Genomic DNA, 26,271 nt, shown 5'->3' with positions numbered 1-26,271 from the left:
CCACGTGAAACGTGGCCGCAGGTTCCACAGACGATACAGCCTAGTTGGGAATATCCACCTGCGTTCCCGTCACACTGATGGCATTGCCGGGCGCCGGCGCCGTGGCGATCGCTGGCACGTTGACATTCGTGATCACGGTCGATGCATCGGCGCGCGTCACCGTGCGCACCACCTGCGATGGCGGCAAGGCCTGTTTGGTAGTCAGATGCGCATACATGGCATCGAGCGCCCGGTTCAGATACATGTGCAGCGGCACGATCAGGGTCGGCAAGGCACTGCTGAAGGAATCGAAATGGTTGGCGTTGGTCACCTCGATATAGCGCAGCTTGCTATTGCCCCCTTCCACGGCGGCGTTCAGGCCAAGATAGGCGCGCGACGCGTGATTGACGGGAATCAGGGTATCGCTGCGGCCGTGCACGATGATGGCCGGCTTGCCATTCAATTTTCCGCTGGCCGCCACCTCGGCCATGCCTGCCCGCACGCGCTCGCTTTGCACCGCCAGCGCTCCCTGCAAGCTGGCGCCACTGACGGCATCCTTGCCCGTCGCCAGGCTGCGCAGGCACAGGAAGCCATCGAGCGACTGGTCTGCCAGGCTGTTCGATGGCGACACGCCGGCCGTATACACCCTGGCGCCGCCCACGCTGTTCTCATACAAGACACTGCCGAGGATGCCGTTCTGCGCGGCAAAGCTGACCGCCTTTTGCGCCGGGGTAAACGGGATCGGATTGCCGCTGCCGTCGGTCTGCGCAAACGTGAAACCGCATACCTTATCTGTGACGGAGAATTTTCCGTAGGCATACGCATACGTGACGGCCACCAGGATATTCGTGCCCGCGTGGGCTGCCTGCAGCGGATCGGAATCGACCAGCCAGCCATACGCGCGCAAACGCTGCTTCGCATCCGCCTGCTGCGCCGCCAGGTCGGCGCCGTTCAGCAAGCCCTTGGTTACCAGCGCCGTGCAGCGTCCCGCATTGCCCGCCACGGCAGCGACGCACGGTTGATACAGGGCCGCATAGGTGGCATAGTCGAACAGCGCACGGCCGGGATTGGCGACCACCGCCCCGCCCTGGCGCACGCTGTAGGCGTTCGACGCCGCCGGCTGGATTTGCGGCTCGCTGGTTGCCACGCCGCTGATCAGGCCCTTGCTATCGTGTTCCGCCGCCAGCAAGGCCGAGCCGGCGCCATTGGAAATGCTCGAGGCAATCGTGATGGTGTTCTTCGGCGTCAGGCGCACGATGCGTGCACTGCCATCGCGGGCCAGCACGCCATAGCGTTCGTTCAACACATAAAATGCCATCTCGACCGCCTGCAAGGTGACCTTGCCCCAGTCCTTCTCCGGGTTCTGCTGCGAGTGCGCATGCTTGAAGGCGATGCGGTTCGGGTAGGTGCCAGCCCAGGCCAGGCGGTCGGCATCGTGCAAGTCCGGTGCGAAGAGTGCGTTCTTGCCGGCGGCCGCCCGGCCCGCGCGCACGCCGTTCTGCAGGTTGACGCTGTCATCTTCAAACACATACAGGCCCGTGCCGGACCCCTTGTCGGCATACGCCACGGCGCAGCCCTTCTTCAGCCCCCATTCGCCGGAGCTGCCGATGGCGCCGTAGATGCCGCGCGAGCCGCTGGACGTGCCCGTGACGATGCAGGCGCGGTCCGGGTCGAAGCTGGCCGGCACCTGCACCATCAAGGTGACATTCTTCTTGCCCGTGCCATCATCGGCATAGGCGATGTATTCACTGCCCGCGACCAGGCCCTCGCCCGTACCCACGTTCCCGGACGCATCCACGTTCGGTCCGTACAGGGTGCCGTAGCCGCTGTTGGCGGCGATGTCGAGCACGGCGCGGTAATTGGCGTAGATGGCATTGCGGCGCAGTTCGAGCGGAGTCGGCTGTTCCACGTTCGCATACGCGGGCGCGGCGCCCGCCAGGCCCGTCTTGCCCAGGCCGGCCGTCAGCAGATCGTTCGTCTTGCCATCGTAGTCGGCGCGCGTGATGCTGCCCAGGTAGCCGGGCATCTGGTTCAGCTCTTCCGGCGCATGGTTGCTGCCGCAGGCTGCCAACGCCAGCAGGGTGCACAGGCTCATGCTGGTGCCCGCGCGCGTGATCGTCGTTTGCATGGTGATTCTCTCCGTTGAGGTAACAGTGAACGCACAATGAAAAACGCCGGACGATCCGTCCGGCGTTGCTTGAAAATCAGACAGCGGCTTTGGCAGCCCTGCCGCCGAAGCGCGCGATGGCTTCGCCGACGATGCCGCGCCGGAACATCAGCACGCAGATGACGAAGATCACGCCGGTCACCATGCCCACCGATTCGCCCAGGGTGCCGAACCACTCGATGCCCGTGTGCGTGGCCAGATAGGTGCCGACATCGCCCAGCTTGTTTTCCAGCGCAATGATCAATACGGCGCCGATGATGGGGCCGGACAAGGTGCCCATGCCGCCTACCAAGGTCATCAGCACGACCAGGCCCGACATGCCCCAGTACACGTCGGTCAATGTCTCAAAGCCCAGCACCAGGGTCTTGGTGGCACCGGCCAGCGCAGCCAGTGAAGCGGACAGCACGATGGCCATCAGCTTGTACTTGTTGACGTCGTAGCCGAGCGAGATGGCGCGCGGTTCGTTTTCCTTGATCGCCTTGAGCACTTGTCCGAACGGCGAGTGGATGGTGCGCACGATCAGGGCGAAGCCGGCGACAAAAATGGCCAGCACGACGTAATACAAGACGGTGTCATTGCCCAGGTCTATCGTACCCAGCAAGGTTCCACGTGGAACACCCTGCAAGCCATCCTCGCCACCCGTGAACGGCAGGCGCAAGGCGAGGAAGTACACCATCTGCGCCAGCGCCAGGGTGATCATCGTAAAGTAGATGCCCTGGCGGCGGATCGCCAGGCCGCCGATCACCAGGCCCAGCAAGGCACCCGTGGCGACACCGGCCAGCAAGCCCAGTTCCGTTGGCCAGCCCCAGGTGCGCAGCGCGTAGCCGGTGACATAGCCGGCGCCGCCAAAGAAGGCCGCGTGGCCGAACGACAGCAAGCCGGTGTAGCCGATCAACAAGTTGAATGCGCAGGCAAACAGGGCAAAGCACAGCAACTTCATCAGGAAGACGGGATAGCCGTAAAACGGGGCCGCCAACGCCAGCAGCAAGGCAATGGCGTAGCCTACATTTTTATTCATCGTGGTAGCTCCAATACATGACTGATGAGGATTACTTTTCTTTGCCGAACAGGCCGGCGGGACGCAGCAGCAGCACGATGACCATCACCACGAACACCACGGTGGCAGAGCCTTCCGGGTAGAACACGCGGGTCAGGCCCTCGATCACGCCCAGGCCCAGGCCCGTCAGGATGGAACCCATGATGGAACCCATGCCGCCGATCACCACCACGGCAAACACGACGATGATCAGGTTCGAACCCATCAGCGGCGAGACCTGGATGATGGGGGCCGCCAGCACGCCGGCGAAACCGGCCAGCGCCACGCCGAAGCCGAATGTCAACGTCACCATCAGCGGCACGTTGATGCCGAACGCTTCCACCAGTTTCGGGTTTTCCGTACCGGCCCGCAGGTAGGCGCCCAGCTTGGTTTTTTCGATGACGAACCAGGTGGCCAGGCAGACGGAGAGCGAGGCGATCACCACCCAGGCGCGGTAGTTCGGCAAGATCATGAAACCGAGGTCCGTCGCGCCGGCCAGCGCTTCGGGCACGGCATACGGTTGGCCCGAAACGCCATAGAAGGAGCGAAACACGCCTTCCATGATCAGGGTGATGCCGAAAGTCAGCAGCAAGCCATACAGGTGGTCGAGTTTATACAGCCAGCGCAGCATGGTCTTTTCGATCAGGATGCCGACCAGGCCGACGAGAATCGGGGCGATGACCAGCATGGCCCAGTAACTGATGTCGAAATAGCTGAGGCCCATCCAGGCCAGGAAGGCACCCATCATGTACATGGCGCCGTGCGAAAAATTAATGACATTGAGCAAGCCGAAGATGACGGCCAGACCGAGGGACAACATGGCATAGAACGAGCCGTTGACGAGACCCAGCAGCAGCTGGCTCATCATCGCTTGTATTGGAACGCCGAAAATTTCCATGGCATCACAGTATAAAAAGCACCGCCGCAAGACGGTGTGGTATCAAGGGAAGCACGCCACCGCAGACCAGACTGGTGCGGTGGCGCAAGGCGAACCCTGCAAGCGAAGCGCGTGCAGGACAGACCACCGGCGCACTGGCAGGCGATCCGCTGGAGGTATGGCTACCGCGTTACTTCCACAACGAACACTTCGATTCGGCCTTGGTCACATACGCCTGCGCGCCGGGCACGGTGGCGACCACCTTGTAGTAATCCCATGGGTATTTCGACTCGGATGGCTTCTTGACTTCCATCAGGTACATATCGTGCACCATGCGGCCATCGGGACGCACTTCGCCATTCTGGGTGAACATGTCGTTGATCTTGGTCTTTTTCAGGTAAGCCATGACCTTCTCGGTGTCATCCGTCCCCAGCGCCTTGACGGCTTTCAGGTAGGTCGCCGCGGCCGAATAGTCGGCTGCCTGCAGCATCGACGGCTCTTTCCTCATCTTGGCAAAATAGCGTTTCGACCAGGCCCGCGTGTCCGCATTCAAGTCCCAGTACCAGCCATCCGTCAGGTACATGCCCTGCGTCAGGTTCAGGCCCAGCGAATGGATGTCATTGATGAAGATCAGCAAGCCAGCCAGTTTCATCGATTTCGTCAGACCGAACTCATTGGCCGCCTTGATGCTGTTGATGGCGTCGCCGCCGGCGTTGGCCAGACCGAGGATCTGCGGCTTGGACGATTGCGCCTGCAGCAGGAAGGAAGAGAAATCCGAAGCGCCCAGCGGATGCTTGACGCTGCCCAGCACCTTGCCGCCAGCCGCCTTGACGACCTCGGCCGTGTCTTTTTCCAGCGAATGGCCAAACGCATAGTCGGCCGTCATGAAATACCAGTTCTTGCCGCCCTGCTTGACGATGGTGCCGCCCGTGCCGCGCGCCAGCGCCACCGTGTCATAGGCGTAATGCACGGTGTAGGGCGTGCATTCTTCATTCGTCAGGCGCGAGGAGCCGGCGCCGATGGCAATAAAAATTTTCTTCTTTTCCGCCGCGACCTTGGCCATGGCCAGGCTGGCGCCGGAATTGGTGCCGCCGATCAGCATGTCGACGCCTTGCTGGTCGAACCATTCGCGCGCCTTCGATGCGGCGATATCGGCCTTGTTTTGATGGTCGGCGGAAATGAATTCCACCTTCTTGCCTGCAAGAACGACGCCGGCATCGGCGATCGCCATCTTGATGGCTTCCGCGCCACCGAGGCCATCGACGTCGGAATACACGCCCGACATGTCGGAAATAAAACCGATCTTGATGGTGTCGCCCGATACCTGGGCGTGCGCGGCGCTGGACAAGCCCAGGGCGCAAAGTGTGGCGGTGGCAATGGCGATAGCGTTACGTTTCATGGTGTCTCCGTTGAGATTATTGTTTGCTATTCAGTCAATTGCTGACGATGACGCGTACAAGATGTACGCGTACTACATGGGGACTACACGCCAAGCAGCTCGGTCAATACCGGCATCTTGGCCTCCAGTTCGGATGCAGCAAAAGTCTCGACGATCTGACCGTGCTCCATCACATAAAACCGGTCCGCCAGCGGCGCGGCAAACCGGAAATTCTGTTCCACCATGACGATGGTGTAACCCTTCGCTTTCAGCGTGGTGATCATGCGCGCCAGCCCTTGCACGATGACGGGCGCCAGGCCTTCGGATATTTCATCGAGCAGCAGCAGGCGCGCGCCCGTGCGCAGGATGCGCGCCACGGCCAGCATCTGCTGTTCCCCGCCCGACAGGCGCGTGCCCTGGCTGTGGCGGCGTTCCTGCAAGTTCGGGAACATGGCGTAGATTTCTTCCACCGACATGCCCTTCTCGCCGCTGGCCAGGGTCGGCGGCAGCAGCAGGTTTTCCTCGGTCGACAGCGAGGAAAAAATGCCGCGCTCTTCAGGACAATACCCGATGCCCAGGTGGGCGATTTTGTGCGTGGCCAAACCTATCGCTTCGACGCCATTGACTTTGATGGAGCCCGTGCGCGCCCCCGTCAAGCCCATGATGGCGCGCAAGGTGGTGGTGCGGCCGGCGCCGTTGCGGCCCAGCAAAGTCACCACTTCGCCCGGCTGCACTTTCAAGTTCACGTCGTGCAGGATGTGCGATTCGCCATACCAGGTGTGCAGTTGCGTAATTTCCAGCGCGGGTGCGCCGCCATTCACTTGTGTCGCCATCAATGCGCCCCTTCCAGTTCGGCGTGGGTGGTGCCCATGTACGCTTCCATCACTTGCGGATTGCGCGACACTTCCGCATAACTGCCTTCGGCCAGCATGGCGCCGCGCTGCAGAACGGAAATCTTGTCGCAGATACCAGAGACCACGCTCATATTGTGTTCCACCATCAAAATGGTGCGGCCAGCCGACACTTTTTTAATCAATTCCGTCACCCGGTGCACGTCTTCGTGGCCCATGCCCTGCGTCGGTTCGTCGAGCAGCATCATTTCCGGCTCCATCGCCAGGGTGGTGGCAATTTCCAGCGCCCGCTTGCGCCCGTACGGCATGTCGACCGTGATGGTGTCGGCAAATTCCGTCAGGTCGACTTCGGCCAGCAAGGCCATGGCCCGGTCGTTGAGCTGGTTCAAGGAGCGTTCGCTTTGCCAGAAGTGAAATGACGTGCCCATCTGGCGCTGCAAGCCGATGCGTACATTTTGCAGCACAGACAAATGCGGAAAGACGGCAGAAATCTGGAAGGAACGGATCACGCCCATGCGGGCGATCTGGGCCGGTTTGGCGGCAGTGATATCTTTCCCATTGAACAGGATCTGTCCACCGGTGGGGACCAGGAATTTGGTGAGCAAGTTAAAACACGTGGTCTTGCCGGCGCCGTTCGGACCGATCAAGGCGTGGATATGGCCGCGCTCTACCTTCAGGTTCACGTCGCTCACAGCGGTGAAACCCTTGAATTCCTTGGTCAAATTTCTTGTTTCCAAGATTACGTTTGACATCGTGTCTCCTAGTTGTACTTTTTGTACTACTTAGTCATTTTTATAATACACAACTTAAATTTAACGCACAATACAGTATAACTACGGGGATTTTTCACCAGCCCGAATGGCGCAAACACGCGGCTTTACGCAACTATTTCCAGGCCGCGTGTATCATTTGCGCCGCTTTTTCCGCGATCATCACCGTCGGCGAGTTCGTATTACCAGAAGTAATGTACGGCATGATCGATGCGTCGACGACGCGCAAACCCGCCACGCCGATCACGCGCAAGGTGCTGTCGACCACGCTCGACGCATCGCTGGCCAAGCCCATGCGGCAGGTACCGACCGGATGAAAAATGGTGGTGCCGATCTGGCTGGCCGCCTGCGCCAGCTCTTCCTGGCTCTGGAATTGCACGCCGGGCTTGTATTCCTGCGGCGCAAACTTACTTAACGCCGGCGCGGCGGCGATGGCCCGCGTCAGGCGCAAGGCGTCGGCCGCCACGGCGCGGTCCTGCTCGGTACTCAGGTAATTGGGCACGATGTGCGGCGCCACATAGCTGTCGCCCGAGGCGATCTGCACGTGGCCGCGCGAGGTGGGGCGCAGATTGCAGACGCTGGCCGTAAACGCGGGAAACGCATGCAGCGGTTCGCCAAATTTGTCCAGCGACAAGGGTTGCACGTGGTATTGCAGGTTCGGCGTGGCTTGCTGCGGGTCGGACTTGGCGAACGCCCCCAGCTGCGACGGCGCCATCGACATAGGCCCGCTCTGGAACAGCGCATATTGCAAGCCGATCTGCATCTTGCCCAGCATATTGCCCGCCATCACGTTCAGGGTTTTCACGCCGCTCACCTTGAATACCATGCGCAGCTGCAGATGGTCTTGCAGGTTGCCGCCCACGCCAGGAGCATCCAGCACGGGCGCGATGCCATGCTGCCGCAGCAAGGCGGCCGGGCCGATGCCGGACAACTGCAGCAATTGCGGCGAACCGATGGCGCCCGCCGTCAGCAGGGTTTCCCGCCTGGCCGTCGCCTGCCACTGCGTGCCGCCGCCCGTCAACACGATGCCCGTGCAACGCGGCCCGGTTTCTGTCGTTTCCAGCAACAGACGTTCCACGTGGCAACCCGTCATGATGGTCAGATTCGGCCGCCGAGACGCCGGTTTCAGGAACGCTTTCGAGGTATTCCAGCGGATGCCGCGGCGCTGATTGACGTCGAAGTACGCGCTGCCGCTATTGTCGCCGCCATTGAAATCGCTGGTTTTCGGAATCCCGACCTGCTGCGCCGCATCGCGGAACGCGTTCAAGATATCCCATGACAAGCGCTGTTTTTCCACGCGCCACTCGCCGCCGACGCCGTGGTTTTCCGACGCGCCGCCGTAGTAATCCTCGCTTTGTTTAAAGAGCGGCAAGACCTTGTCCCAGCGCCAGGAAGCGTCGTCCGTGAGGTCGGCCCAGTGGTCGTAATCGCCGGCCTGACCGCGCATGTAAATCATGCCGTTGATGGAAGAGCTGCCGCCGAGCACTTTTCCGCGCGGATACATCAGGCTGCGTCCGCCCAGGCCCGCGTCCGCCTGCGTGGAATACAGCCAGTCCGTGCGGGGATTGCCGATGCAATGCAGATAGCCGACGGGGATGTGGATCCACACGTAATCGTCCTTGCCGCCCGCTTCCACGAGCAAAACGTTGGCATCCTTGTCGCGCGTGAGCCGGTTGGCCAGCACGCAACCTGCCGTGCCGCCGCCCACGATGATGTAGTCGTATTCGCCTGCCGATTCCAATGAAGCTCCTTTCGGTATGCCATCAAGCTGTCGCGCGGCGTGTCTCCCCGCCGCGTCCCATTACCAGAGTCTGTCTTTCTTCATGCATGCATGGCTGCTGAGCCGCCTTGAGATTACCACCAGTGCCGGGTCAGGGCGACATTAATCGTGGCCCGCGATACACACGCGTGTCACGGCAAGCTCAAAAACAGGGTCGCCGAGCTGTGGATAAGCGTATGGATATCCACAGGGACGATATGTGCGTAAACGAAAAATTTTTTCAGCGGCATTTTTTTGTCCAGAAACCATCCCCGGCAAATACAACCCTTACTCAGCGCTTATCCGCACGCCAAGCGATTGTTTACAAGGATAAATCGGGACTTATCCACAGAAGATGCCACCGTTAACTACTATTACTATTCTTGTATACGATCTTGTTAAGATAAACCCGACAACCTCGCTTTGCCTGCCCTTCGCCTTCGGGAAGGAACGCAAGCCTGTCTTCAAAAAAATCGACTTACTGCTGACAAAAAAAATCGAGCCAACAACTGAGCGACGAAAACCGGCACGGCCAACATCGCGCGCGCAGCACTGCCAAACCGTTTTACAAAATGCAAACGTCAACCAGCCTGAGCACGCACTGGGCCAGCAAGCGCTTCGATGTTGAAAAGAGGGGGAATTTAAGACGGTTGTGGATAAGTCACTTGATATCCACAGGATGACTTGTGCGTAAACACGAACTTTTGCGCAGGCCCGCATTTTATACAATTTTGCTCCTCGCGTGATACAGCGATTATGCACGCTTTATTTTGCGCGTAAACGCTTGATCCTGTTGAAAAAAAGCGACTTATCCACAGAAAAAAACGCGTTTACTATTACTACTATTTTTATATATAGCTTTATTGTAAACCGATAAAAAAAGCGGAAGTCCGGGGATATTTCCACAAAGCATGCCAAAACATCAAAAAAAGAAGCCAACGGCGACATCGCGACCCACTGCCAAACCGTCTTCCAGGAATCACGGGGATGCCGGCGTCCATGAAAGAACAGCGTTCGTGCTCGCTCAATATCGATTACCAGGCAAGGATCCGTGCTGACGAAACACGTCAAACATGCCACTACAGCAAGAAAACCCAGGATTTTTGCCACCCCATGTGGATAAGTGCCTGCATATCCACAGGATGAGATGTGGGAAAAGTCGATCTTTGTCCACAGCCCGATTTTTATCCCAAACAAGTCCTCCATAGATACAATGCTTGTGCGCCTACTTTTTTGTACGCCAAGTTGATGATTCTTATACGGTATACCGACTTATCCACAAAAAAATGGCCGTTTACTATCACTACTATTTTTATGTATACATCTTTATTTAAAACACAGAAACAAACACGGACGGTGGAAAAGTCGCCGAAACGGCTGTTTTCACCGTATAAACCGTTTTGCAATCCAAAAAACCTGTAAAAACAGCATGAATTCACACAAAAAAATGCGTTTGGGCATCATCAGCGCCTTGCACGAAGAACAGCAGGGGCTGGTAGAAGCCATGCAAGGCCCCCAGAGGCGTTCGCACGGCATGCGCGACTACACCCTGGGAACCCTGTGGAATATCGACGCTGTGTGCGTCCTGTCGCGTCTGGGCAAGGTTGCCGCTGCCATGACAGCTTCTATCCTTGTGGAAAAGTACGGAGTTACCCACATCGTCTTCACCGGCGTAGCCGGCAGTGGGGATAAACACGTGAAAGTCGGCGATATCGTGGTGGCCGAAGCGCTGCTGCAGCACGATATGGATGCCCGGCCATTGTTTCCCCGCTTCGAAGTGCCATTGACGGGCTTGCAGCGCTTTGCCACGGACCTGGAACTGAGCACGCAACTGGCAGCTGCCGCCGAAGATTTCCTGCGTGACGATGTTTCCAGCGTGCTCAAGGCGGCCGATATCGAGGCATTTGGCTTGCAGCACGCGCAAGTGCACCGCGGCCTGATCGCCAGCGGCGATCAGTTCATCAGCAGTGCCGCGCATATGCACCAGCTGAAAGAAGATATCCCCGACCTGCTGGCCGTCGAAATGGAAGGCGCGGCCGTGGCGCAAGTGTGTTTTGAACTGGGCGTGCCGTTTACGGTCATGCGCACCATTTCCGATAACGCCAACGAAGAGGCGGCCGTCGACTTCATGCGTTTCGTGCAAACCGTCGCTTCGCCGTATGCGTTGACGGTGATTCAACAGCTGTGCCAGCGCCTGGCTGGCTGATTCTTCATCAAGCGTGCATAAAAAAAGGGCAGAACCACTGGTTCCGCCCTTTTTACATTCAACAGCTGCTTATATTTTAGACGCTGAGCATCATTAAACTGGCATTCCCGCCGGCGGCCGTCGTATTCACGCACAGCGCCCGCTCAGCGACCAGGCGCCACAGGGGGATGACACCCTCCTGCGTGGTGGCGATGGTGCCCACCAGGGCCCCTTCCCGGGCCGCCAGCAGCGGTTTGAGCTGGCCATCGAGGCTGGGCTCGATCATGGCAATATGGAAATCATGCTGGACCGACGCCAGGCTGCTGACGACCTGGATGCGGTCCTTCAGCGCAGCCGGCAGGTCGCCCGGGATCAGATCCGGCGCTTGCGCCAGCACGAGGGCCTGGTTACCGGTGGCCAGCACGGCTGCCAGCTGGTTCATCAAGGTGCCGGAGGTGGCGGCCGCGCATAAAATCGTGCCACGCGCGGCAAAGCTCAGGGTATTGCGCTCGCCGGTCGGGCCTGGCAAGACGGTAGTGCTGCCCAGCAAGGTGGTGCGTGCGTATTCCTGCGCCAGTTGCTGCACCTGGTCGTGGCCATGCATCTTCGCCCACACGGTCAGCGCGTCGAGCGCCGGCGGCGCCTGGCGCTGGTGTTGCGCGCCAGCCGGCGCATTGCGCTGCAGGCGTTTCAGGTACAGGGGGCCGCCGGCTTTCGGTCCCGTGCCCGATTTGCCTTCGCCGCCGAACGGCTGCACGCCGACGACGGCGCCGACGATGTTGCGGTTTACATAAATATTGCCCACATGCGCGCGCTTGGTGATGAAGTCGATGGTTTCATCGATGCGCGTATGGATGCCCAGGGTCAAACCGTAACCGCTGTCGTTGATCGATTGCACCAGTTGCGGCAGTTCGGCCCGCTTGTAGCGGATCACGTGCAGTACGGGGCCAAAGACTTCCTGCGTCAATTGCGCCAGCGACTTGATTTCCAGCACGGTCGGGGCGACAAATGTGCCTTTGACGGTCGGCAAATCGAGCGAATAATGGTCGATGGCCATGGTTTTCATCTTGTTGATGTGCGCCAGCAAGTTACCCTGCGCTTCCGCATCGATGACAGGACCGATATCGGTGGCCAGGCGGTCAGGATTGCCAACGCGTAATTCCTGCATGGCGCCCTTGAGCATGTGTATGGTCTTGTCGGCGATTTCCGCTTGCAGGAACAGCACGCGCAAGGCCGAGCAGCGCTGGCCGGCGCTGTCGAAGGCGGACGACATGACGTCCTGCACCACTTGTTCCGGCAAGGCGGACGAATCGACGATCAGGGCATTCTGGCCACCCGTTTCGGCGATCAGGGGAATGTCGATGCCTTCGGCCACGGCGCGCGCGACCAAGTTGCGGTTGATCAACTGCGCCACTTCCGTCGAGCCCGTGAAAATCACGCCTTTCACGCGCGTGTCATTGCACAGGCCGGCGCCGACGATTTCGCCGCTGCCAGGCAAAAATTGCAGCGCTCCGCGCGGGACGCCCGCCGCATGCAGCAATTGCACGGCGCGGTGGGCGATCAGCGGCGTTTGCTCGGCCGGCTTGGCCAGCACCACGTTGCCTGCGGCCAGGGCGGCGGCCAGCTGGCCCGTGAAGATGGCCAACGGGAAATTCCACGGGCTGATGCAGGTCACGGGGCCGAGCGCCAGGGTATTCGGCGCGTGTTCCACCTGCGCCGCGTAGTAGCGCAGGAAATCGACGGCTTCGCGGATTTCCGCGATCGCGTTCGGCAGGGACTTGCCCGCTTCGCGCACGGCCAGGGCCATCAGCTCGATATGGTGTTCCTCGAACAGGTCGGCTGCGCGTTGTAACGCTTGCGCGCGGACCGACGGTTGCGTCGTTTGCCAATCCATGGCATACGCGCTGGCGCTGGCCAGCGCCGTTTCCACGTCGGCCGGACCGGCTTCCATCACCTTGCCCACGACATCGTCGTGCTGGGCCGGATTGTGCAGCATGTGCGTGGGGCCGTTCAGGCTGACGGCGCCATCGATCAGCGGCGCGGCCTGCCATGTCTGCTGCTGCGCCAGGCCGGTGGCCAGCGTGCGCAAGGTATCTTCATTCGACAGGTCCAGGCCGGCCGAGTTCCTGCGTTCGCTGCCAAACATGTCCAGCGGCAGGGGAATCGACGGGTGCGGCAAGCCGCCCTGCAGGCGCGCCTGCTCGAGCGGATCGCGGATCAGGCTATCGATGGCCACGCTCTCGTCGACGATCTGGTTGACGAACGACGAGTTGGCGCCGTTTTCCAGCAGGCGGCGCACCAGGTAGGCCAGCAGGGTTTCATGCGAGCCGACGGGGGCGTAGATGCGGCACGGCTTGTCCAGGTTGTCGGGGCCGACGACCTGGTCGTACAAGGTCTCGCCCATGCCGTGCAGGCACTGGAATTCGTAGTCGGTAATGCCGTCGCGCTTGGCCCAGGTATAAATGGTCGACAGGGTTTGCGCGTTGTGCGTGGCAAATTGTGGATAGATCAGGCTGCTGGCGGCCAGCAGTTTTTGCGCGCACACGAGGTAGGAGACGTCCGTGTAGACCTTGCGCGTGTAGACGGGATAACCTTCCTGGCCATCGACTTGCGCGCGTTTGATTTCCGCATCCCAGTAGGCGCCCTTCACCAGGCGCACCATGAACTTGCGGCCGCTGCGGCGCGCCAGGTCGATCAGGTAATCGATGGCGAACGGGCAGCGCTTCTGATACGCCTGCACCACGTAGCCGATGCCGTCGAAGTCGGCCAGATCCGCATCGAACGCCAGTGCTTCCATCAGGTCGAGCGACAGTTCCAGGCGGTCCGTTTCTTCCGCGTCGATGTTGAAGCCGATGTCGTACTGCTTGGCCAGCAACAGCAGCGCCTTGACCTTCGGCAGCAATTCTTCCATGACGCGGGTGCGCTGGGCGCGGCTGTAGCGCGCGTGCAGGGCCGACAGTTTCACGGAAATGCCGGGGCCGTTCTTGATGCCGCGGCCGTTCGAGGCCTTGCCGATGGCGTGGATCGCCGTTTCGTACGAGGCGTAGTAGTTGGCCGCGTCCTGCTGCGTCAGGGCCGCCTCGCCCAGCATGTCGTACGAGTAACGGTAGCCGCGCGTTTCATTCTCGCGGCTGTTTTTCAACGCTTCCTCGATGGTCTGGCCCGTGACGAACTGGTTGCCCAGCATGCGCATGGCCAGGTCGACGCCCTTGCGGATCAGCGGTTCGCCGCCTTTGGCGATGAGCTTGGTCATGGCCGAACCGAGGCCCGATTCGCTGCTGGTACTGACCAATTTTCCCGTAATCAGCAAGCCCCACGTGGCGGCGTTGACGAACAGCGACGGCGATACGCCCAGGTGCTTCTTCCAGTCGCCCTTGCTGATTTTGTCGGCAATCAGGCGATCGGCCGTTTGACTGTCGGGTATACGCAACAGCGCTTCAGCCAGACACATTAATGCAACACCCTCTTCCGACGACAGCGAGAACTCGTGCATCAGTGCATCGACGCCGGACGCGCGTGTGCGTTTTTGGCGCACGTTCGATACCAGACGGTGCGCCAGCGCTTGCCCTTCGGCCGTCGTTTCGGTGCTGCTGGGGCGCACTTGTTGCAACAGCCACTGCACGGCGGAAACCTCATCGCGCCTATAGGCGGCGGTGATGGCGGCGCGGTGTGGTGTCGCTTCGGGCAGGATTTCTGCCTGGAACGCAGCAAAGGGAATCGGGGTAAAAGCCGAGGGGCCTGCAGGGTGCATAAGTGCTCTTTACAAGGAAAAAGGGGACGAAAACTGACGTAATTCTTGCTCTTTTTTGGTGCAAAAAAATACAGAAAGTCGGACGTTAAGATGATTCGATTGTAAAGGGGATTCTTATGGATTAATTCTGGTAATACAGGGGGCTAGCAATAGATAGTTTTTGATGCGACAATTTAACCAAATAATATTAATTTGGGGGTGATGGTAATGCTGGACAAGATCAGTAAGAAAATCTTGATGGAATTGCAGAGCGATGGACGCATCAGCAATGTGGAGCTGGCCGCGCGCGTGAACCTGTCGCCGGCCGCCTGCCTGGAGCGCGTGCGCAAATTGCACGAATCCGGTTACATCATGGGCTATACGGCCCAGTTGAACCCGCAGTTGCTCGACGTGTCGCTGCTGGTGTTCATCGAAGTGGTGCTCGATCGCACGACTCCGGAAGTGTTCGACGCCTTCAAGCATAGCGTACAAATCATTCCAGAGGTACTGGAATGTCATATGGTGGCCGGCGGTTTCGATTACCTGGTCAAGGCGCGCGTCAAGGACATGGCCGCCTACCGCGAATTCCTGGGCAAGACGCTGTTGCAGAAAGGTGTGCGGGAAACCCACACTTATGCCGTCATGGAAGAGGTCAAAAACACCACCAAATTGCCAATTAAGTGACCCTGGTGTAGCCGCCCCACTTTTCTGATTGAGCTATCGGAACAAATGTTGTAGGGTAGAACTACAATTCTGCTATCCGGTAGCCGGCCTGAAAACGACGCGCAGACGTTGTGTTCAGGGTGCAAGGTGGGCAATCGTGCCCACCCGCATACGGTTACAGCACGTCCCGTTCGCGGGACGTGACGGGTTCGCGCAGCGGGGGACAAATGAAGCAGTTGCAGCATCAGCTGGTGCGTTTCTTTGTATTCACGATCCTGGCCATGGCCGTCGCCTGCTGCCTGGCCTATCTGCTGCTGCTATCGGGCGGCGAACATCCGTATCTGATCGCTTGCGTGGCCGCCGCCATCGGTGCTGCGCTGCTGGCGTTTGCCTGCCGTCCACGCGGCGAGCCGGGCTTGCACCAGTTCGCCGACACGGTGGGCAACGCCATCGATGCCATCATGATCGGCGCGGCGGAAACCTCGTATTTTGTCGATTCCGTCAAACAGAAAGTGGAACTCGATGTCCGCACGGCCAGCGACATTGCCGACAGTTCCGTACAAAACGCCGCGATGACGGAAAAGATCGCCGCCAATGCGGAGCGGGCCGCCAAGGTGGCTGCCGGCGTGCGCGTGGAAAGCGTGGCGGCGCGTGCCGAAGTGGACCAGGGTTTGCGCCGCATCAATATCGCCCGCGAAGAAGCGCAAGGCGCCTCCAGCACCATGCTGAGCTTGCAGGAAAAATCCAAACGCATCACGGGCTTTACGGAAGCCATTTCCGATATTTCCGCGCGCACCAACTTGCTGGCGCTGAACGCCGCCATCGAGGCGGCGCGTGCCGGCGAACATGGGCGTGGTTTTGCCGTGGTGGCCGGTGAAGTGCGGCAATTGGCGCAGCGCACCAAGGAAGCCTCCGATGAAATCAGCGTGATGGTGCGCGAAATCAATGAACAGTCGGAAAAAGCTGCGCGTGGCATGAGTTCGCTGGCGGCCGGCGTCACGGAAGCGGCGCGCAATGTGGAAAGCGTGCACGCCTCGCTCAGCCATATCGAGCAGTCATCGGGCGAGTCCGAGGAGGAGATCGGGCAAATCGCCCGCGCCTCGCGCGAACACGTCGATACGACGCAAGTGATCGCCGATGCCATCCTGCAAATCCGCGACAGCATGCTGTCGACGAATGCCGAATTGCCGCGCGCCACGCAGTCGGCCATGGCCCTGGCCGAGCGTGCCGAAGTGATCGCCGGCGCCCTCGGCGAGTCGAGCGTGGCCACGCCGCACGACGAGATCCGCGAGGCGGCCCAGCGCGCCGCGCGCGAGGTGGGCAAATTGTTCGAGCAAGCCATCGCCTCGGGGCGCATCACGCGCGAAGCCCTGTTCGACCGCCATTACCGCCCCATCCCGAACACGAATCCGCCCAAGCACAACACGAAGTTCGACGCGTTTACAGACAAGGTGCTGCCTGACCTGCAGGAAGGCGTGCTGGCGGCATTACCCCACCTGGCGTATGCGGGCGCCGTCGACAACAATGGATATTTTCCCACGCATAACAAGAAGTTTTCCCAGCCACTGACGGGCGACTACGCCACCGACATGGTGCATAACCGCACCAAGCGCATCTTCAGCGACCGCACGGGCAAGCGCTGCGGCAGCAACACCAAGCCGTTCCTGTTGCAGACGTACAAGCGTGACACGGGCGAAGTCATGCACGATTTATCCGTGCCCATCCACGTCGAGGGCAAGCACTGGGGCGGTTTCAGGATCGGTTACCGTTCCAGCAGCCACGCATGATGAACATCTGATTAAATCTACTGCGCGTCGTCATTTGCGGCCTGCGATGCTCACTGTGCTTGAGCACAGTTCCGCTTCTCGGCCACAACTTACTTCCGCTCGCTACGATTTTCTCAGACGTTCGTGCCGCTAATGTTTTTCACTCGACGTGCGGTTTCGGCGCCACGCCGCCGCCGGCCGCGGTGGCCGTCCGTAAAGTGGGCGTGTTCATGCTTTCCAGATGATTACGCAGCCATTTGTGGGCGGGGCTGCGCGCGTCGCGTTCGTGCCACAGCATGTCCAGGTGGACGGCCGGCAAGGTCAATGGCAAATCCTTGTACAGCAGGGATTCCGTCATGCCCGTCGAGGCGATCAGGTGGCGCGGCAAGACCGTAATCAGGTCGGAATTGGCGACGACTCTTCCGGCCGTGAAGAACTGGTTGACCGTCAACAGGATGCGCCGTTCGCGGTGGATCTGCGACAGCGCTTCGTCGATCAAGCCATGCGCGCGGCCGGAAAAGCTCACCAATAAATGGTTCGCCGCGCAGTAGTTATCCAGCGTCAATTCCTTGTCGGCCAGCGGATGGCCGCGCCGCATCACGCACACATACTTGCCGGAATACAGGCGCTCGTGGCGGATGGGCGAACCCGTTTCGCTCGACAATTGCGCCGCCACGCCGGGAAAGAAACCCACGGCCAGGTCGATATCGCCGCGCAGCAGCATGGGACGCGGTTCGCGCGTGGTCAGCGGCATCATGCGCACGTTGACGCCCGGTGCTTCCCGCTCGATCGAGCGCATCAGGGAAGGCAGCCAGAACGCGGCCGTCGCGTCGGCCATGGCCATGCGGAAGGTGGCGTGGGTCTTCGACACGTCGAAGGTTTCCGGCGTGACGGCCGCTTCCAGGCTGGCCAGGGCCGAGCGCACGGACGGCCACAGCGCTTCGGCACGGGGCGTGGGCTTTACGCCATATGCCGTACGGATCAGCAATTCGTCACCGAGGCTCTCGCGCAGGCGTTTGATGGCGTTCGATACCGCCGGCTGCGTCATCGCCAGGTGGCCGGCTGCGCGCGTCAGGTTTTGTTCCGTCATGACGGCGTCGAAAACACGCAGCAAGTTCAGATCCAGCGTCAGAAAACTCATGGAAAGCCCAAGATAAAAGTTGAATTGATTACTTAAGAGTGTAAACCGCGCCAGGCACGAATATTTTCACTCGTAAAAAAATATTACAGTTTTCCATTCACGATTCATATAATTGGTATCAAGAAATGGAATTAGATTTATATGTTGCACTGCACTATAGTACTGGCAAATTCTATAATGCACTGGAACACTATGTCTACCTTCGCCTCCGCCCTGTACGCAGTATCCGCACCCGTGCTGGAGATTTCCCTGCTCAACGCCCTGCAATTCGTGCTGGTGATCGTCGCCGTGGGCGCCTTCGCCCTGCTGTTCAAACCTTTGCTGGTGGGAATTGCCCGCGCCTCAGTGCTGCTGGTGCGTCCCAAGCTGAGCCGCGAAGAGCGCCTGGCGCGTCAGCAGATGCGCGAAGCGCAAGCCTTGAAGCGCACCCTCGGCAAGATGGATGGCGTATCGCCAAGCAACGCCGCCGAATTGCGCGCCCTGTCGACGCGCGCCTGAGCGTTCAACTGTTGCAGAATGAGAAGCCGGCATGCGCCGGCTTTTTTTACGCCTGCCGTCAGTCGATTACGCCATGTCTCCCAGCAAATGCGCGCGCAACAAGGTGTCGGCCGGATGGGCACCGAGCCAGATTTTCAGCAGTGCATTATAGAAAGCCAGTTCGGGCACCGTGTCGCCCACCTGCTTGCCATTCAGTTTGCACAACGTGCCCTCTTCCGGCAGCCAGTCCACGGTGAGAATGTCGCCTTTTTTCAGGCCGGGCACCATTTCGAACATGGCGCCGAACTGCATCGTCTGGCTCAGCAGGCGCGTGCGGTCGGCCTGGTCGGAACTGCGCTTCAAGCCCTGCATGAAGGCAAGGCCCAGTTCGTCGGAAGTGATGTCGCGCAGCATGACGATCTCCAGACGGCGCGGTCCGGGCAGAGCCAGGATATCGGTCAGCCGGGTTTTCTTTTCCGGCAGGTATAGCGCAATCGTGTAGATCTTGAAGATGACCTTGTAGCGCACGCCGGCGCCGTTGAGTTTCAACTCGCGGCTGGCCAGCTGCACCGTGTCGTCCAGCTTGACGCCGCCGACCTCGACGGCCAGCGCCCCTTGTGCCAGGGCGGCGCACAGGCAGGCGGCAGCCAGGGAGCGGCCCAAACGGGATGTGCTGATCTGCATCTTCTACCTCCGTGGAAACCATGCGCTGTGGATAAGTCAGCACACAGTGTAGAACAGTTGGTAAAAGAGGGCCGCGCGCAGTGGCGGCGGGGGAGAAACGCTTAGGTTTTTGCGGCGGGAAGTTCCGCCTGCAGGCGTTCGTACTTGGCCATCAATTGCTCCGGGCTTTCGCGCCAGGCGGGATTGAAGGGGATGCAGCTGACGGGGCACACTTGCTGGCATTGCGGCTCGTCAAAGTGGCCCACGCATTCAGTACACTTGTTGGGATCGATTTCGTAGATTTCCGCGCCCATGTAGATCGCGTCATTCGGGCACTCGGGCTCGCAAATGTCGCAATTGATGCATTCGTCGGTGATCAGTAATGCCATGATTTCACTCTTACTTATTGCGATGATGCAGCGTTGGCGGCAATCTTGTTTTGCAGCCAGCGGTTCACCGAGGGGAAGACAAACTTGGAGACGTCGCCGCCCAGCGCCGCGATTTCGCGCACGATGGTGCCCGAAATGAACTGGTACTGGTCGGACGGCGTCAGGAACATGGTTTCGACATCGGGCAGCAGGTAGCGGTTCATGCCGGCCATCTGGAATTCATATTCGAAGTCGGAGACGGCGCGTAAGCCGCGCACGATGACACGCGCTTCATGCTTGCGCACGAAATCCTTGAGCAGGCCGGAAAAGCTTTCCACTTGCACATTCGGGTAGTGGCCGAGCACTTCGTTGGCGATTTCCAGGCGTTCGTCGAGCGAGAAAAACGGTTGCTTGTTCTTGCTGTCGGCCACACCGACGATCAGCTTGTCAAACAGACCCGATGCGCGGCGCACCAAATCTTCATGACCGCGCGTGAGCGGATCGAATGTTCCTGGATAAACGGCTACAACCATTGCGGCTCCCTAACGATGCACCAATATAGACGCGCATTATGCCTGAAATTGGTGACCACCTTGGTGCTGCGCCTCGGGCCAGCGAGCTTTTTTGCCTCATTTATAGGCAGATTCAGGCAGTTGCCGGCACTTTGTTGTAAGTTAGCAAATGATAATAAACGGTGCCTGCCTTGTCGGCGCGGATGACTTCCCACGGCGCCATCCAGTCCGGTTTGTCCAGTTCGCTGTTTTCATCGAACACCATCGACAAGCCCGATTCCGCGTACACCATGCCGCCTTCCTTGAGCAGATTGGCGCACAGCGGCAACACTTTTGCCAGGAAATCCTGCTGGTAAGGGGGATCGAGGAAGATCAGGTCGAAACGCTGGCCGCGCGACGCCAGGCCTTGCGCCGTCAGCAGGGCGTCGCCGCGCAACAGTTGCACGTTATCAGCGCGCAATTTCGCCTTGTTCTCTTCCAGCTGGCGTATCACGGGCGTATGCGTGTCGACCATGGTGACGGCGGCGGCGCCGCGGCTGGCCGCCTCGAAGCCGAGTGCGCCGCTGCCGGCGAACAGGTCCAGCACCTGGGCGTTGGACCAGTCGCCATCGCGTAGGTGGTTGATCCAGTTAAAGACGGTCTCGCGCACGCGGTCTGGCGTCGGGCGCAAGCCCAGTGCCTGCAAAACAGGCAGCACGGAGCGTTTCCACTGGCCGCCGATGATGCGCACCTGGTTCGGTGGCGGCGCGTGGTGGACGGGGACTTTTGCGGGTTTCTTAGTTTTCTTTTGCATGGGTATTTCTTCAATTCGGTGGCGGCCACTATAGCATATGGCCCCCTCCCCCCTGCTGGCGCTGCCCCTCTATTTGGCTTGCGTGGCCAGGGAATTGAAATCGTCGATCCAGCCTTGCATGCGCTTGACGGCGTGGGCTTTTTGCGCCGGCGTGGCGATCTTGATGACCGTCATGACCATCTGCGCCGTGCCGCTTTCGTAGGCATCAAAGAAGGCCTTGCGCTCCGAGTGTTCCAGGCGCTCGAAACTTGCCTTGATCAGGGTCGTGATCAAGGCAGCGGCAGCTTCCTTGCCGGGTTTTTCCTGGTGGACTTTCTTGACCAGGTTCAACACGTTCTGCTGGCGCCGCATGCGTTCGTCGAGCCATATCTCATTGTTCAGCGGACGCGCATCGGACGCCTTGTGGATGATGGCTTCCTGCTCGCTGCTGAAGCTGCCGAACCACAGTTCGAATTGCTCCATGGCTTTCTTGTAGCGCAGTTTCTGGCGTTTCTCCTGGTCGCCGCTCAGGTATTTCTTGCGGTAATCATCATTGTTCGACTTGAACTTCTTTTCCATCTGCGCGATTTGTTCGGGCTTGAGCGAGCGCGCCAGGTCGGCCAGCTCGGGCGCCGCCTTCAGCAGCAGCGCCTGGGTGCGCTGCTTGATCTCGCTGTAGTCCGCCATCAGGTCAGCTTGCGTGGTATTGCCTTGCAGCTGCTTCTGGCCCGTGCGCAGGATTTCCACGTAATCCTTCAATTGCGTCTTGCGGTGCCAGTCGAACAGCTTGTCGATATCGTCGCGCACCCAGCCCTTCTGGTCGCGGTCCAGGTCGACATATGCGTTCAGCCACCAGTACAGTACGGTATCGCCATTGTTGTAGGCCAGGCGCAAGCCGCTGCAGCCGGCCATGACGACGAGCAGGATGGCCAGCATGGCATAAGTAAAACGGCCAAAGGGCGTGGAAGACGGGGCCTGCGTGTTAAACTTTTGCATATTCTTAACTTATAAAAGACGGTCTATGAACGTTGTCATTCTCGCTGCCGGTATGGGCAAACGCATGCAGTCGGCACTGCCCAAGGTATTGCACCCGTTGGCGGGTAAGCCGCTGTTGTCGCACGTCATCGACACGGCGCGTGGCCTGGCGCCGTCCCGATTATGCGTGATTTACGGACATGGGGGCGCTGCGGTGCTGAAGTTGCTCGACGGCTATAAAGTGAACCATGCCCTGGCGATCGATGCCGCTGAGCAAACGCAGCAGCTGGGCACCGGTCATGCGGTGCAGCAAGCCGTGTCCTTGCTGGACGACAGCGTGCCGACCCTGATCCTGTACGGCGACGTGCCGCTGACCAGCACCGCCTCCCTGCAGCAGCTGGTACAGGCGGCCGGCCAGGACAAGCTGGCCATTTTGACCGTGGAACAGGACGATCCCTTTGGCCTGGGCCGCATCGTGCGCGAGCACGGCGCCATCGTGCGCATCGTCGAGGAAAAAGATGCCACGCCAGAAGAGCGGACCATCCGTGAGATCAACAGCGGCATCATGGTCGCGCCCACCGTGCAACTGAAGCAATGGTTGTCGGGCTTGTCGAATGACAATGCCCAAGGGGAATACTATCTGACCGATATCGTCGCCCAGGCCGTCGCCGATGGCGTGGCCGTCACCTCGGCCCACCCGGCCGCCGTGTGGGAAGTGGCGGGCGTCAACAGCAAGGTGCAGCTGGCGCAGCTGGAACGCATTCACCAGAGCAATATCGCGCAAGCGCTGCTGGAACGTGGCGTGACCTTGCTCGATCCGGCCCGCATCGACGTGCGCGGCGAACTCATTTGCGGCCGCGATGTCACCATCGACGTCGGCTGCGTGTTCGAAGGCAGAGTCGAACTGGGCGATGGCGTGCGCGTGGGCGCCAACAACGTCATCATCAATGCCACCGTGGCCGCTGGCGCGCACATCAAGCCTTTCTGCCATATCGAGGACGCTATCGTCGGCGCCGCTTCCATCATCGGCCCCTACGCGCGCCTGCGCCCGGGCACGGTCCTAGCGGAAGACGTGCATATCGGTAACTTCGTCGAAGTGAAAAACAGCCAGATCGCCGCGCACAGCAAGGCCAACCACCTGGCCTATATCGGCGACGCCACCATCGGCTCGAAGGTCAACATCGGCGCCGGCACGATTACCTGCAACTACGATGGCGTGAACAAGTTCCGCACGGTGATTGAAGACGACGCCTTCATTGGCAGCGACAGCCAGCTGATCGCGCCCGTCACCGTCGGCAAGGGCGCCACCCTGGGCGCCGGCACGACCTTGTCGAAAGATGCGCCGGCCGGCAAGCTGACCGTGTCGCGCGCGCGCCAGGTAACCATCGATGGCTGGACGCGCCCCGTGAAAATCAAAAAGTAAGCGGCGCAGTCAGCCCTTGCACCCAGGCAGGCCGCATGGCCTGCCTTTTTTTATGTGTGGATAACTCTGTGGGCAAGCCGCTGCAGAAGTGGCGCATAAGCCTGTGTGCAAGCCCGTGCATAAGCTGTTGGCAAGTTCTGCAATATGGCCAGTCATGCGCCTGTCGCTTCATGCTGCTTCGATTTCAGGGGTTCCCCGGCATCACCGCCGCATTTCTCGGCCAATTGTGGATAAGTCTGTGTGTAAGGCTGCGGATAAGCGCTGGATAGTCTGGGTACAAGTGGGGATAACTGTCTTTTTGCCACTGGCTTGCCTATTATTGCTGTGGGTAAGCCTGTGGAAAAGCCCTGCACAGCCGGTGGATAGCTGGTGGGTAAGTATTGCGTGTATGAATCACCAGCCGGAAGCCAGGCTTCCGGCTGGTGCTGCTGCATCAGAAGCGGCGATTGAGCTCGACCCACAGGCGAGCCGAACTGCGTGAGGCGATCAGGGCAGGCGTGTTGCCGAAGGGCTTGGCGACGTATGCGCGGGCATTCCACTGTTGCCCGCCGGCCCAGTTTACGCCCAGCCCTGCGCCGTGCAGGCGCGCGCTGTTCGGGCCTGGCGTCCAGCGTTGCTGGTTCACCGTCACGCGTGCACTGTCGAGGAAGGCGACGGCTTGCCATTGCCCGGCGCTGCCGGTATCGAAGTCATGGCGCCATTCCACGCTGCCGAAATAGCCGAGATCGCCAGCAGCCGCGCCCACGTCATACGCGCGTACCGAGTACGGGCCTCCCACGCTCATCTTTTCGGACGAATCGAGGTTGCCGTCCGCCCACTGCCCCGCGAAGGTCAGATACACGGCATTGCGCTGGTCCAGGTTTTGCAGGCGCGACAGGTTGACGTTCCATTTTGCGTAAGTGCCATGGCTGCGTGCGCTGAAGGCATCGTTCAGGCGCGCCAACGGGTCGCTGATGTCGAGCTTGCCAGCCGTCGCGGCCACGCTCCAGCTGGTGAGGGCGCCAGCCAGGGTGGCATCGCGCACGTCGCCGCCGAGGGTGGCGCTCAAGTTGTCCAGGCGGCGGTCGCTGCGCATGGCGCTGGCGTCGATGCGGTCGCGCAAGTGCACCTGGTCATATTGCAGCTGGATCGACATATTCGCATCGCGGCTGCGCAGCAGCGGATGGCGCAGCCACCCATTGACGACCTGAGCCGTGCCATGCGCTTCCAGCGGGCGCATGGCGCCTTCCAGGCGGTAGCGCAGGGCGGACATGGCCACCCCGGCGCGCGTGCCTGCACCGTTCAGCAGCAGGTCATAGCCGAGACGCGCATAGTGCATGCCCTTGCCTGAGCTGAGCACGCTGGCGCTGGCCACGTCGCCCTGGCGCAGCGGGTTGTACAGGTACATGGTGGCGCCAAGGCGGGCGCGGCCCGTGTAGCGGTTGCCATTGTTGTCGAGGAAGGCAGCGCCGGCCACGCGAGGACCGGACCAGGCATCGACCAGCAGGTCGGAGCTGCCGACCTCGGCGCCGGGCTTGAGCGTGGCCGTGATGGTGACATTCGGCATGTCGGACAGCAGCAGCAGGCTGCGGTCGAGTTCCGCCTGGCCGATGGTCTGGCCCGTTTGCAGCGGCGCCAGGGTGGCGTTCAGCAAGGCATCGCTGACATCGCTGCGGTTGTCGATGCCGACCTGGCCATAGCGCGCTTCGAGTACGTCGATGCGCACGATGCCCTGGCGGATGGTCTGGGCGGGCACGATGGCGCGCGCCAGCGGATAGCCATGCGCGCGGTAGTGGCGGGTGATGCGGGCGGCCAGTTCTCCCAGCTGCTCCAAGGTCAGCGTGGTGCCGCGCGCATCGGCCACCAGCGCCTGCAAGGTGGCCGTGTCGACCGCGCTGTTGCCGGCGATGTCGATCTGCGTGACGAGAAATGGCGCGCTGGCGGGCAGCGGCGCGCCCTCTTTCTGTTCGATGCGCAGCGCTGGCGCCTGGGCGGGCGCGTTGGCGGGCGTGGCCGGCTGCAACTGGCGCAGGATGGCGCCTGCGTCGGGCACGACCGGGGTGGTTTGGGCGGCGGCGCATGGCGCAAAGGCCAGCAGCAGCAGGGACAGCAACGGTTGTTGCATCAGGTGTCGCGGAGTCGATGAATAAGTCATGGTGTTATTGATTTACGTTGAGCATGTTGGCGGGCAGCTTGACGCCGCCCAGGACGACTTGCAGGGCCGGGCCGCGGTTGCCGATCTGCATGGTGGTGTTGGGCATGGCATTGCCCGCAGCGGCCGTCTCGGCTGGCGTATCGGATTGCGTGACGGTGAGTGTCGGCGCGGCGGCCAGCGTGCCGGGACGCATGTAGGCAAAGCTGCCCAGCACTTGCGCCTGCAACTGCACCACGGCTGCCTGGGCCGGCGGCGGCAGGCTGGCGGACTGCAAGGTCAGCGCATGGGCATTGGCGTCGGCTTGCACGAAGGCATAGTCGGTCGAGCTCAGGCCGCTACCGGTGATGGCGTAGCTGCCGGCCGGACTGCTGGCCGTGGCCGGACTGATCCAGGCCAGGCTGCCGTTCGTGGCGTCCGCCAGGCTATCGTTGCCGAGCAGGCCGCTGACACTGCCGCGCAAGCCCTCGGGCGTGCGGCCACCCGTCAGGGTCACGGGGGCGGCCGTGTAGAGCAAGCTGGCCTTGGCGATGTCGGCCGTGATATTGCCTGGCTGCACGAGGTCATAGTTGGCCGCGTCCGCGCCCTGCAGGCTGAAGCCGCCGACGATCACGGTTTTACGGTTGCCGGCGTGCTTGTCGGCAAACG

Annotated in this window: 21 protein-coding genes; 5 read left to right on the top strand and 16 right to left on the bottom strand. The window is 60.6% G+C overall.

Annotation, left to right across the window (positions count from 1 at the left end):
- Positions 1-40 precede the first annotated feature (40 nt).
- The 7 genes from AC54AF_RS19000 to AC54AF_RS18970 all read right to left on the bottom strand — a co-directional run bounded on the left by AC54AF_RS19000 (position 41) and on the right by AC54AF_RS18970 (position 8,799).
- Positions 41-2,107, bottom strand: a complete 2,067-nt coding sequence (locus AC54AF_RS19000) for a 3-hydroxybutyrate oligomer hydrolase family protein (RefSeq protein ID WP_496637775.1) — start codon at positions 2,105-2,107, stop codon at positions 41-43.
- Between the two features lie 76 nt (positions 2,108-2,183).
- Positions 2,184-3,164 (bottom strand): branched-chain amino acid ABC transporter permease, encoded by a 981-nt coding sequence (locus AC54AF_RS18995; RefSeq protein ID WP_496637774.1) that lies wholly within the window; start codon positions 3,162-3,164, stop codon positions 2,184-2,186.
- Positions 3,165-3,195: 31 nt separating this feature from the next.
- Positions 3,196-4,080 carry a branched-chain amino acid ABC transporter permease gene (locus tag AC54AF_RS18990; protein WP_230540105.1) on the bottom strand — a complete coding sequence of 295 codons (885 nt, stop codon included), beginning with the start codon at positions 4,078-4,080 and terminating at the stop codon, positions 3,196-3,198.
- A gap of 169 nt (positions 4,081-4,249) precedes the next feature.
- Positions 4,250-5,458 carry an ABC transporter substrate-binding protein gene (locus AC54AF_RS18985; protein ID WP_496637773.1) on the bottom strand — a complete coding sequence of 403 codons (1,209 nt, stop codon included), beginning with the start codon at positions 5,456-5,458 and terminating at the stop codon, positions 4,250-4,252.
- 83 nt (positions 5,459-5,541) lie between these two features.
- Positions 5,542-6,270 carry an ABC transporter ATP-binding protein gene (locus tag AC54AF_RS18980; protein ID WP_496637772.1) on the bottom strand — a complete coding sequence of 243 codons (729 nt, stop codon included), beginning with the start codon at positions 6,268-6,270 and terminating at the stop codon, positions 5,542-5,544.
- Positions 6,270-7,040, bottom strand: coding sequence for an ABC transporter ATP-binding protein (locus AC54AF_RS18975; protein ID WP_496637771.1), 771 nt, complete (start codon positions 7,038-7,040; stop codon positions 6,270-6,272). Before AC54AF_RS18975 ends, AC54AF_RS18980 begins: the two co-directional genes overlap by 1 nt.
- A 133-nt stretch (positions 7,041-7,173) precedes the next feature.
- Positions 7,174-8,799 carry a GMC family oxidoreductase gene (locus AC54AF_RS18970; protein ID WP_496637770.1) on the bottom strand — a complete coding sequence of 542 codons (1,626 nt, stop codon included), beginning with the start codon at positions 8,797-8,799 and terminating at the stop codon, positions 7,174-7,176.
- A gap of 1,447 nt (positions 8,800-10,246) precedes the next feature.
- Here AC54AF_RS18970 and AC54AF_RS18965 point away from each other — a divergent pair.
- Positions 10,247-11,023, top strand: coding sequence for a 5'-methylthioadenosine/adenosylhomocysteine nucleosidase (locus AC54AF_RS18965; RefSeq protein ID WP_496637769.1), 777 nt, complete (start codon positions 10,247-10,249; stop codon positions 11,021-11,023).
- Positions 11,024-11,099: 76 nt separating this feature from the next.
- On the opposite strand, the gene putA is transcribed toward AC54AF_RS18965, so the two are convergent.
- Entirely contained in the window at positions 11,100-14,753 is a 3,654-nt protein-coding gene (putA, locus tag AC54AF_RS18960) for a trifunctional transcriptional regulator/proline dehydrogenase/L-glutamate gamma-semialdehyde dehydrogenase (RefSeq protein ID WP_496637768.1), read from the bottom strand.
- Positions 14,754-14,960: 207 nt separating this feature from the next.
- Between putA and AC54AF_RS18955 the strand changes: the two genes are divergently transcribed.
- Positions 14,961-15,416, top strand: coding sequence for an Lrp/AsnC ligand binding domain-containing protein (locus tag AC54AF_RS18955; protein ID WP_010393827.1), 456 nt, complete (start codon positions 14,961-14,963; stop codon positions 15,414-15,416).
- A gap of 206 nt (positions 15,417-15,622) precedes the next feature.
- On the top strand, positions 15,623-17,182 hold the full coding sequence (locus tag AC54AF_RS18950) for a methyl-accepting chemotaxis protein (RefSeq protein WP_496637767.1): 1,560 nt from the start codon (positions 15,623-15,625) through the stop codon (positions 17,180-17,182).
- A gap of 139 nt (positions 17,183-17,321) precedes the next feature.
- Here the strand turns inward: AC54AF_RS18950 and AC54AF_RS18945 are convergent, their stop codons facing one another.
- A complete protein-coding gene (locus AC54AF_RS18945; RefSeq protein ID WP_034783859.1) occupies positions 17,322-18,302 on the bottom strand; it encodes a LysR family transcriptional regulator in 981 nt (326 codons plus the stop codon).
- Positions 18,303-18,494: 192 nt separating this feature from the next.
- Here AC54AF_RS18945 and AC54AF_RS18940 point away from each other — a divergent pair, with 192 nt between their 5' ends.
- Complete coding sequence (locus AC54AF_RS18940) at positions 18,495-18,800, top strand: hypothetical protein (RefSeq protein ID WP_131686890.1); 306 nt, start codon at positions 18,495-18,497, stop codon at positions 18,798-18,800.
- A 66-nt stretch (positions 18,801-18,866) separates the two neighbouring features.
- On the opposite strand, the gene AC54AF_RS18935 is transcribed toward AC54AF_RS18940, so the two are convergent.
- The 5 genes from AC54AF_RS18935 to AC54AF_RS18915 form a co-directional block, all read right to left on the bottom strand.
- Complete coding sequence (locus AC54AF_RS18935) at positions 18,867-19,463, bottom strand: chalcone isomerase family protein (protein WP_131686891.1); 597 nt, start codon at positions 19,461-19,463, stop codon at positions 18,867-18,869.
- A gap of 101 nt (positions 19,464-19,564) precedes the next feature.
- Positions 19,565-19,831, bottom strand: a complete 267-nt coding sequence (locus AC54AF_RS18930) for a YfhL family 4Fe-4S dicluster ferredoxin (RefSeq protein WP_034752637.1) — start codon at positions 19,829-19,831, stop codon at positions 19,565-19,567.
- 14 nt (positions 19,832-19,845) lie between these two features.
- Entirely contained in the window at positions 19,846-20,343 is a 498-nt protein-coding gene (gene coaD, locus AC54AF_RS18925) for a pantetheine-phosphate adenylyltransferase (protein ID WP_034752633.1), read from the bottom strand.
- 112 nt (positions 20,344-20,455) lie between these two features.
- Positions 20,456-21,115 (bottom strand): 16S rRNA (guanine(966)-N(2))-methyltransferase RsmD, encoded by a 660-nt coding sequence (rsmD, locus tag AC54AF_RS18920; RefSeq protein ID WP_436476234.1) that lies wholly within the window; start codon positions 21,113-21,115, stop codon positions 20,456-20,458.
- 69 nt (positions 21,116-21,184) lie between these two features.
- Positions 21,185-22,090: a DUF6279 family lipoprotein gene (locus AC54AF_RS18915; protein WP_496637766.1), complete on the bottom strand. Its 906-nt coding sequence runs from the start codon at positions 22,088-22,090 to the stop codon at positions 21,185-21,187.
- Positions 22,091-22,115: 25 nt separating this feature from the next.
- On the opposite strand from AC54AF_RS18915, the gene glmU reads away from it, so the two are divergent.
- Entirely contained in the window at positions 22,116-23,492 is a 1,377-nt protein-coding gene (gene glmU, locus AC54AF_RS18910; RefSeq protein ID WP_496637765.1) for a bifunctional UDP-N-acetylglucosamine diphosphorylase/glucosamine-1-phosphate N-acetyltransferase GlmU, read from the top strand.
- A 433-nt stretch (positions 23,493-23,925) separates the two neighbouring features.
- Here the strand turns inward: glmU and AC54AF_RS18905 are convergent, their stop codons facing one another.
- Positions 23,926-25,596, bottom strand: a complete 1,671-nt coding sequence (locus tag AC54AF_RS18905; protein WP_496637764.1) for a ShlB/FhaC/HecB family hemolysin secretion/activation protein — start codon at positions 25,594-25,596, stop codon at positions 23,926-23,928.
- A gap of 34 nt (positions 25,597-25,630) precedes the next feature.
- The coding region (locus AC54AF_RS18900) for an MBG domain-containing protein (RefSeq protein ID WP_496637763.1) at positions 25,631-26,271 on the bottom strand (641 nt) is incomplete at its 5' end.

It is taken from the genome of Janthinobacterium sp. JF4 (assembly GCF_059617925.1).
Note: the sequence above shows the minus strand (reverse complement) of the source record. Positions and strands in the feature narration are given on the sequence as shown.

Coding starts and splice junctions, on each gene's coding strand:
- AC54AF_RS18955 (WP_010393827.1), top strand. CDS start 14,961: ATGCTGGACAAGATCAGTAAGAAAATCTTGATGGAATTGCAGAGCGAT.
- AC54AF_RS18940 (WP_131686890.1), top strand. CDS start 18,495: ATGTCTACCTTCGCCTCCGCCCTGTACGCAGTATCCGCACCCGTGCTG.
- AC54AF_RS18915 (WP_496637766.1), bottom strand. CDS start 22,090: ATGCAAAAGTTTAACACGCAGGCCCCGTCTTCCACGCCCTTTGGCCGT.
- AC54AF_RS18985 (WP_496637773.1), bottom strand. CDS start 5,458: ATGAAACGTAACGCTATCGCCATTGCCACCGCCACACTTTGCGCCCTG.
- AC54AF_RS18945 (WP_034783859.1), bottom strand. CDS start 18,302: ATGAGTTTTCTGACGCTGGATCTGAACTTGCTGCGTGTTTTCGACGCC.
- AC54AF_RS18905 (WP_496637764.1), bottom strand. CDS start 25,596: ATGCAACAACCGTTGCTGTCCCTGCTGCTGCTGGCCTTTGCGCCATGC.
- AC54AF_RS18935 (WP_131686891.1), bottom strand. CDS start 19,463: ATGCAGATCAGCACATCCCGTTTGGGCCGCTCCCTGGCTGCCGCCTGC.
- putA (WP_496637768.1), bottom strand. CDS start 14,753: ATGCACCCTGCAGGCCCCTCGGCTTTTACCCCGATTCCCTTTGCTGCG.
- AC54AF_RS18965 (WP_496637769.1), top strand. CDS start 10,247: ATGAATTCACACAAAAAAATGCGTTTGGGCATCATCAGCGCCTTGCAC.
- AC54AF_RS18980 (WP_496637772.1), bottom strand. CDS start 6,270: ATGGCGACACAAGTGAATGGCGGCGCACCCGCGCTGGAAATTACGCAA.
- coaD (WP_034752633.1), bottom strand. CDS start 20,343: ATGGTTGTAGCCGTTTATCCAGGAACATTCGATCCGCTCACGCGCGGT.
- AC54AF_RS18950 (WP_496637767.1), top strand. CDS start 15,623: ATGAAGCAGTTGCAGCATCAGCTGGTGCGTTTCTTTGTATTCACGATC.
- glmU (WP_496637765.1), top strand. CDS start 22,116: ATGAACGTTGTCATTCTCGCTGCCGGTATGGGCAAACGCATGCAGTCG.
- AC54AF_RS18990 (WP_230540105.1), bottom strand. CDS start 4,080: ATGGAAATTTTCGGCGTTCCAATACAAGCGATGATGAGCCAGCTGCTG.
- AC54AF_RS18975 (WP_496637771.1), bottom strand. CDS start 7,040: ATGTCAAACGTAATCTTGGAAACAAGAAATTTGACCAAGGAATTCAAG.
- AC54AF_RS18930 (WP_034752637.1), bottom strand. CDS start 19,831: ATGGCATTACTGATCACCGACGAATGCATCAATTGCGACATTTGCGAG.
- AC54AF_RS19000 (WP_496637775.1), bottom strand. CDS start 2,107: ATGCAAACGACGATCACGCGCGCGGGCACCAGCATGAGCCTGTGCACC.
- AC54AF_RS18995 (WP_496637774.1), bottom strand. CDS start 3,164: ATGAATAAAAATGTAGGCTACGCCATTGCCTTGCTGCTGGCGTTGGCG.
- rsmD (WP_436476234.1), bottom strand. CDS start 21,115: ATGCAAAAGAAAACTAAGAAACCCGCAAAAGTCCCCGTCCACCACGCG.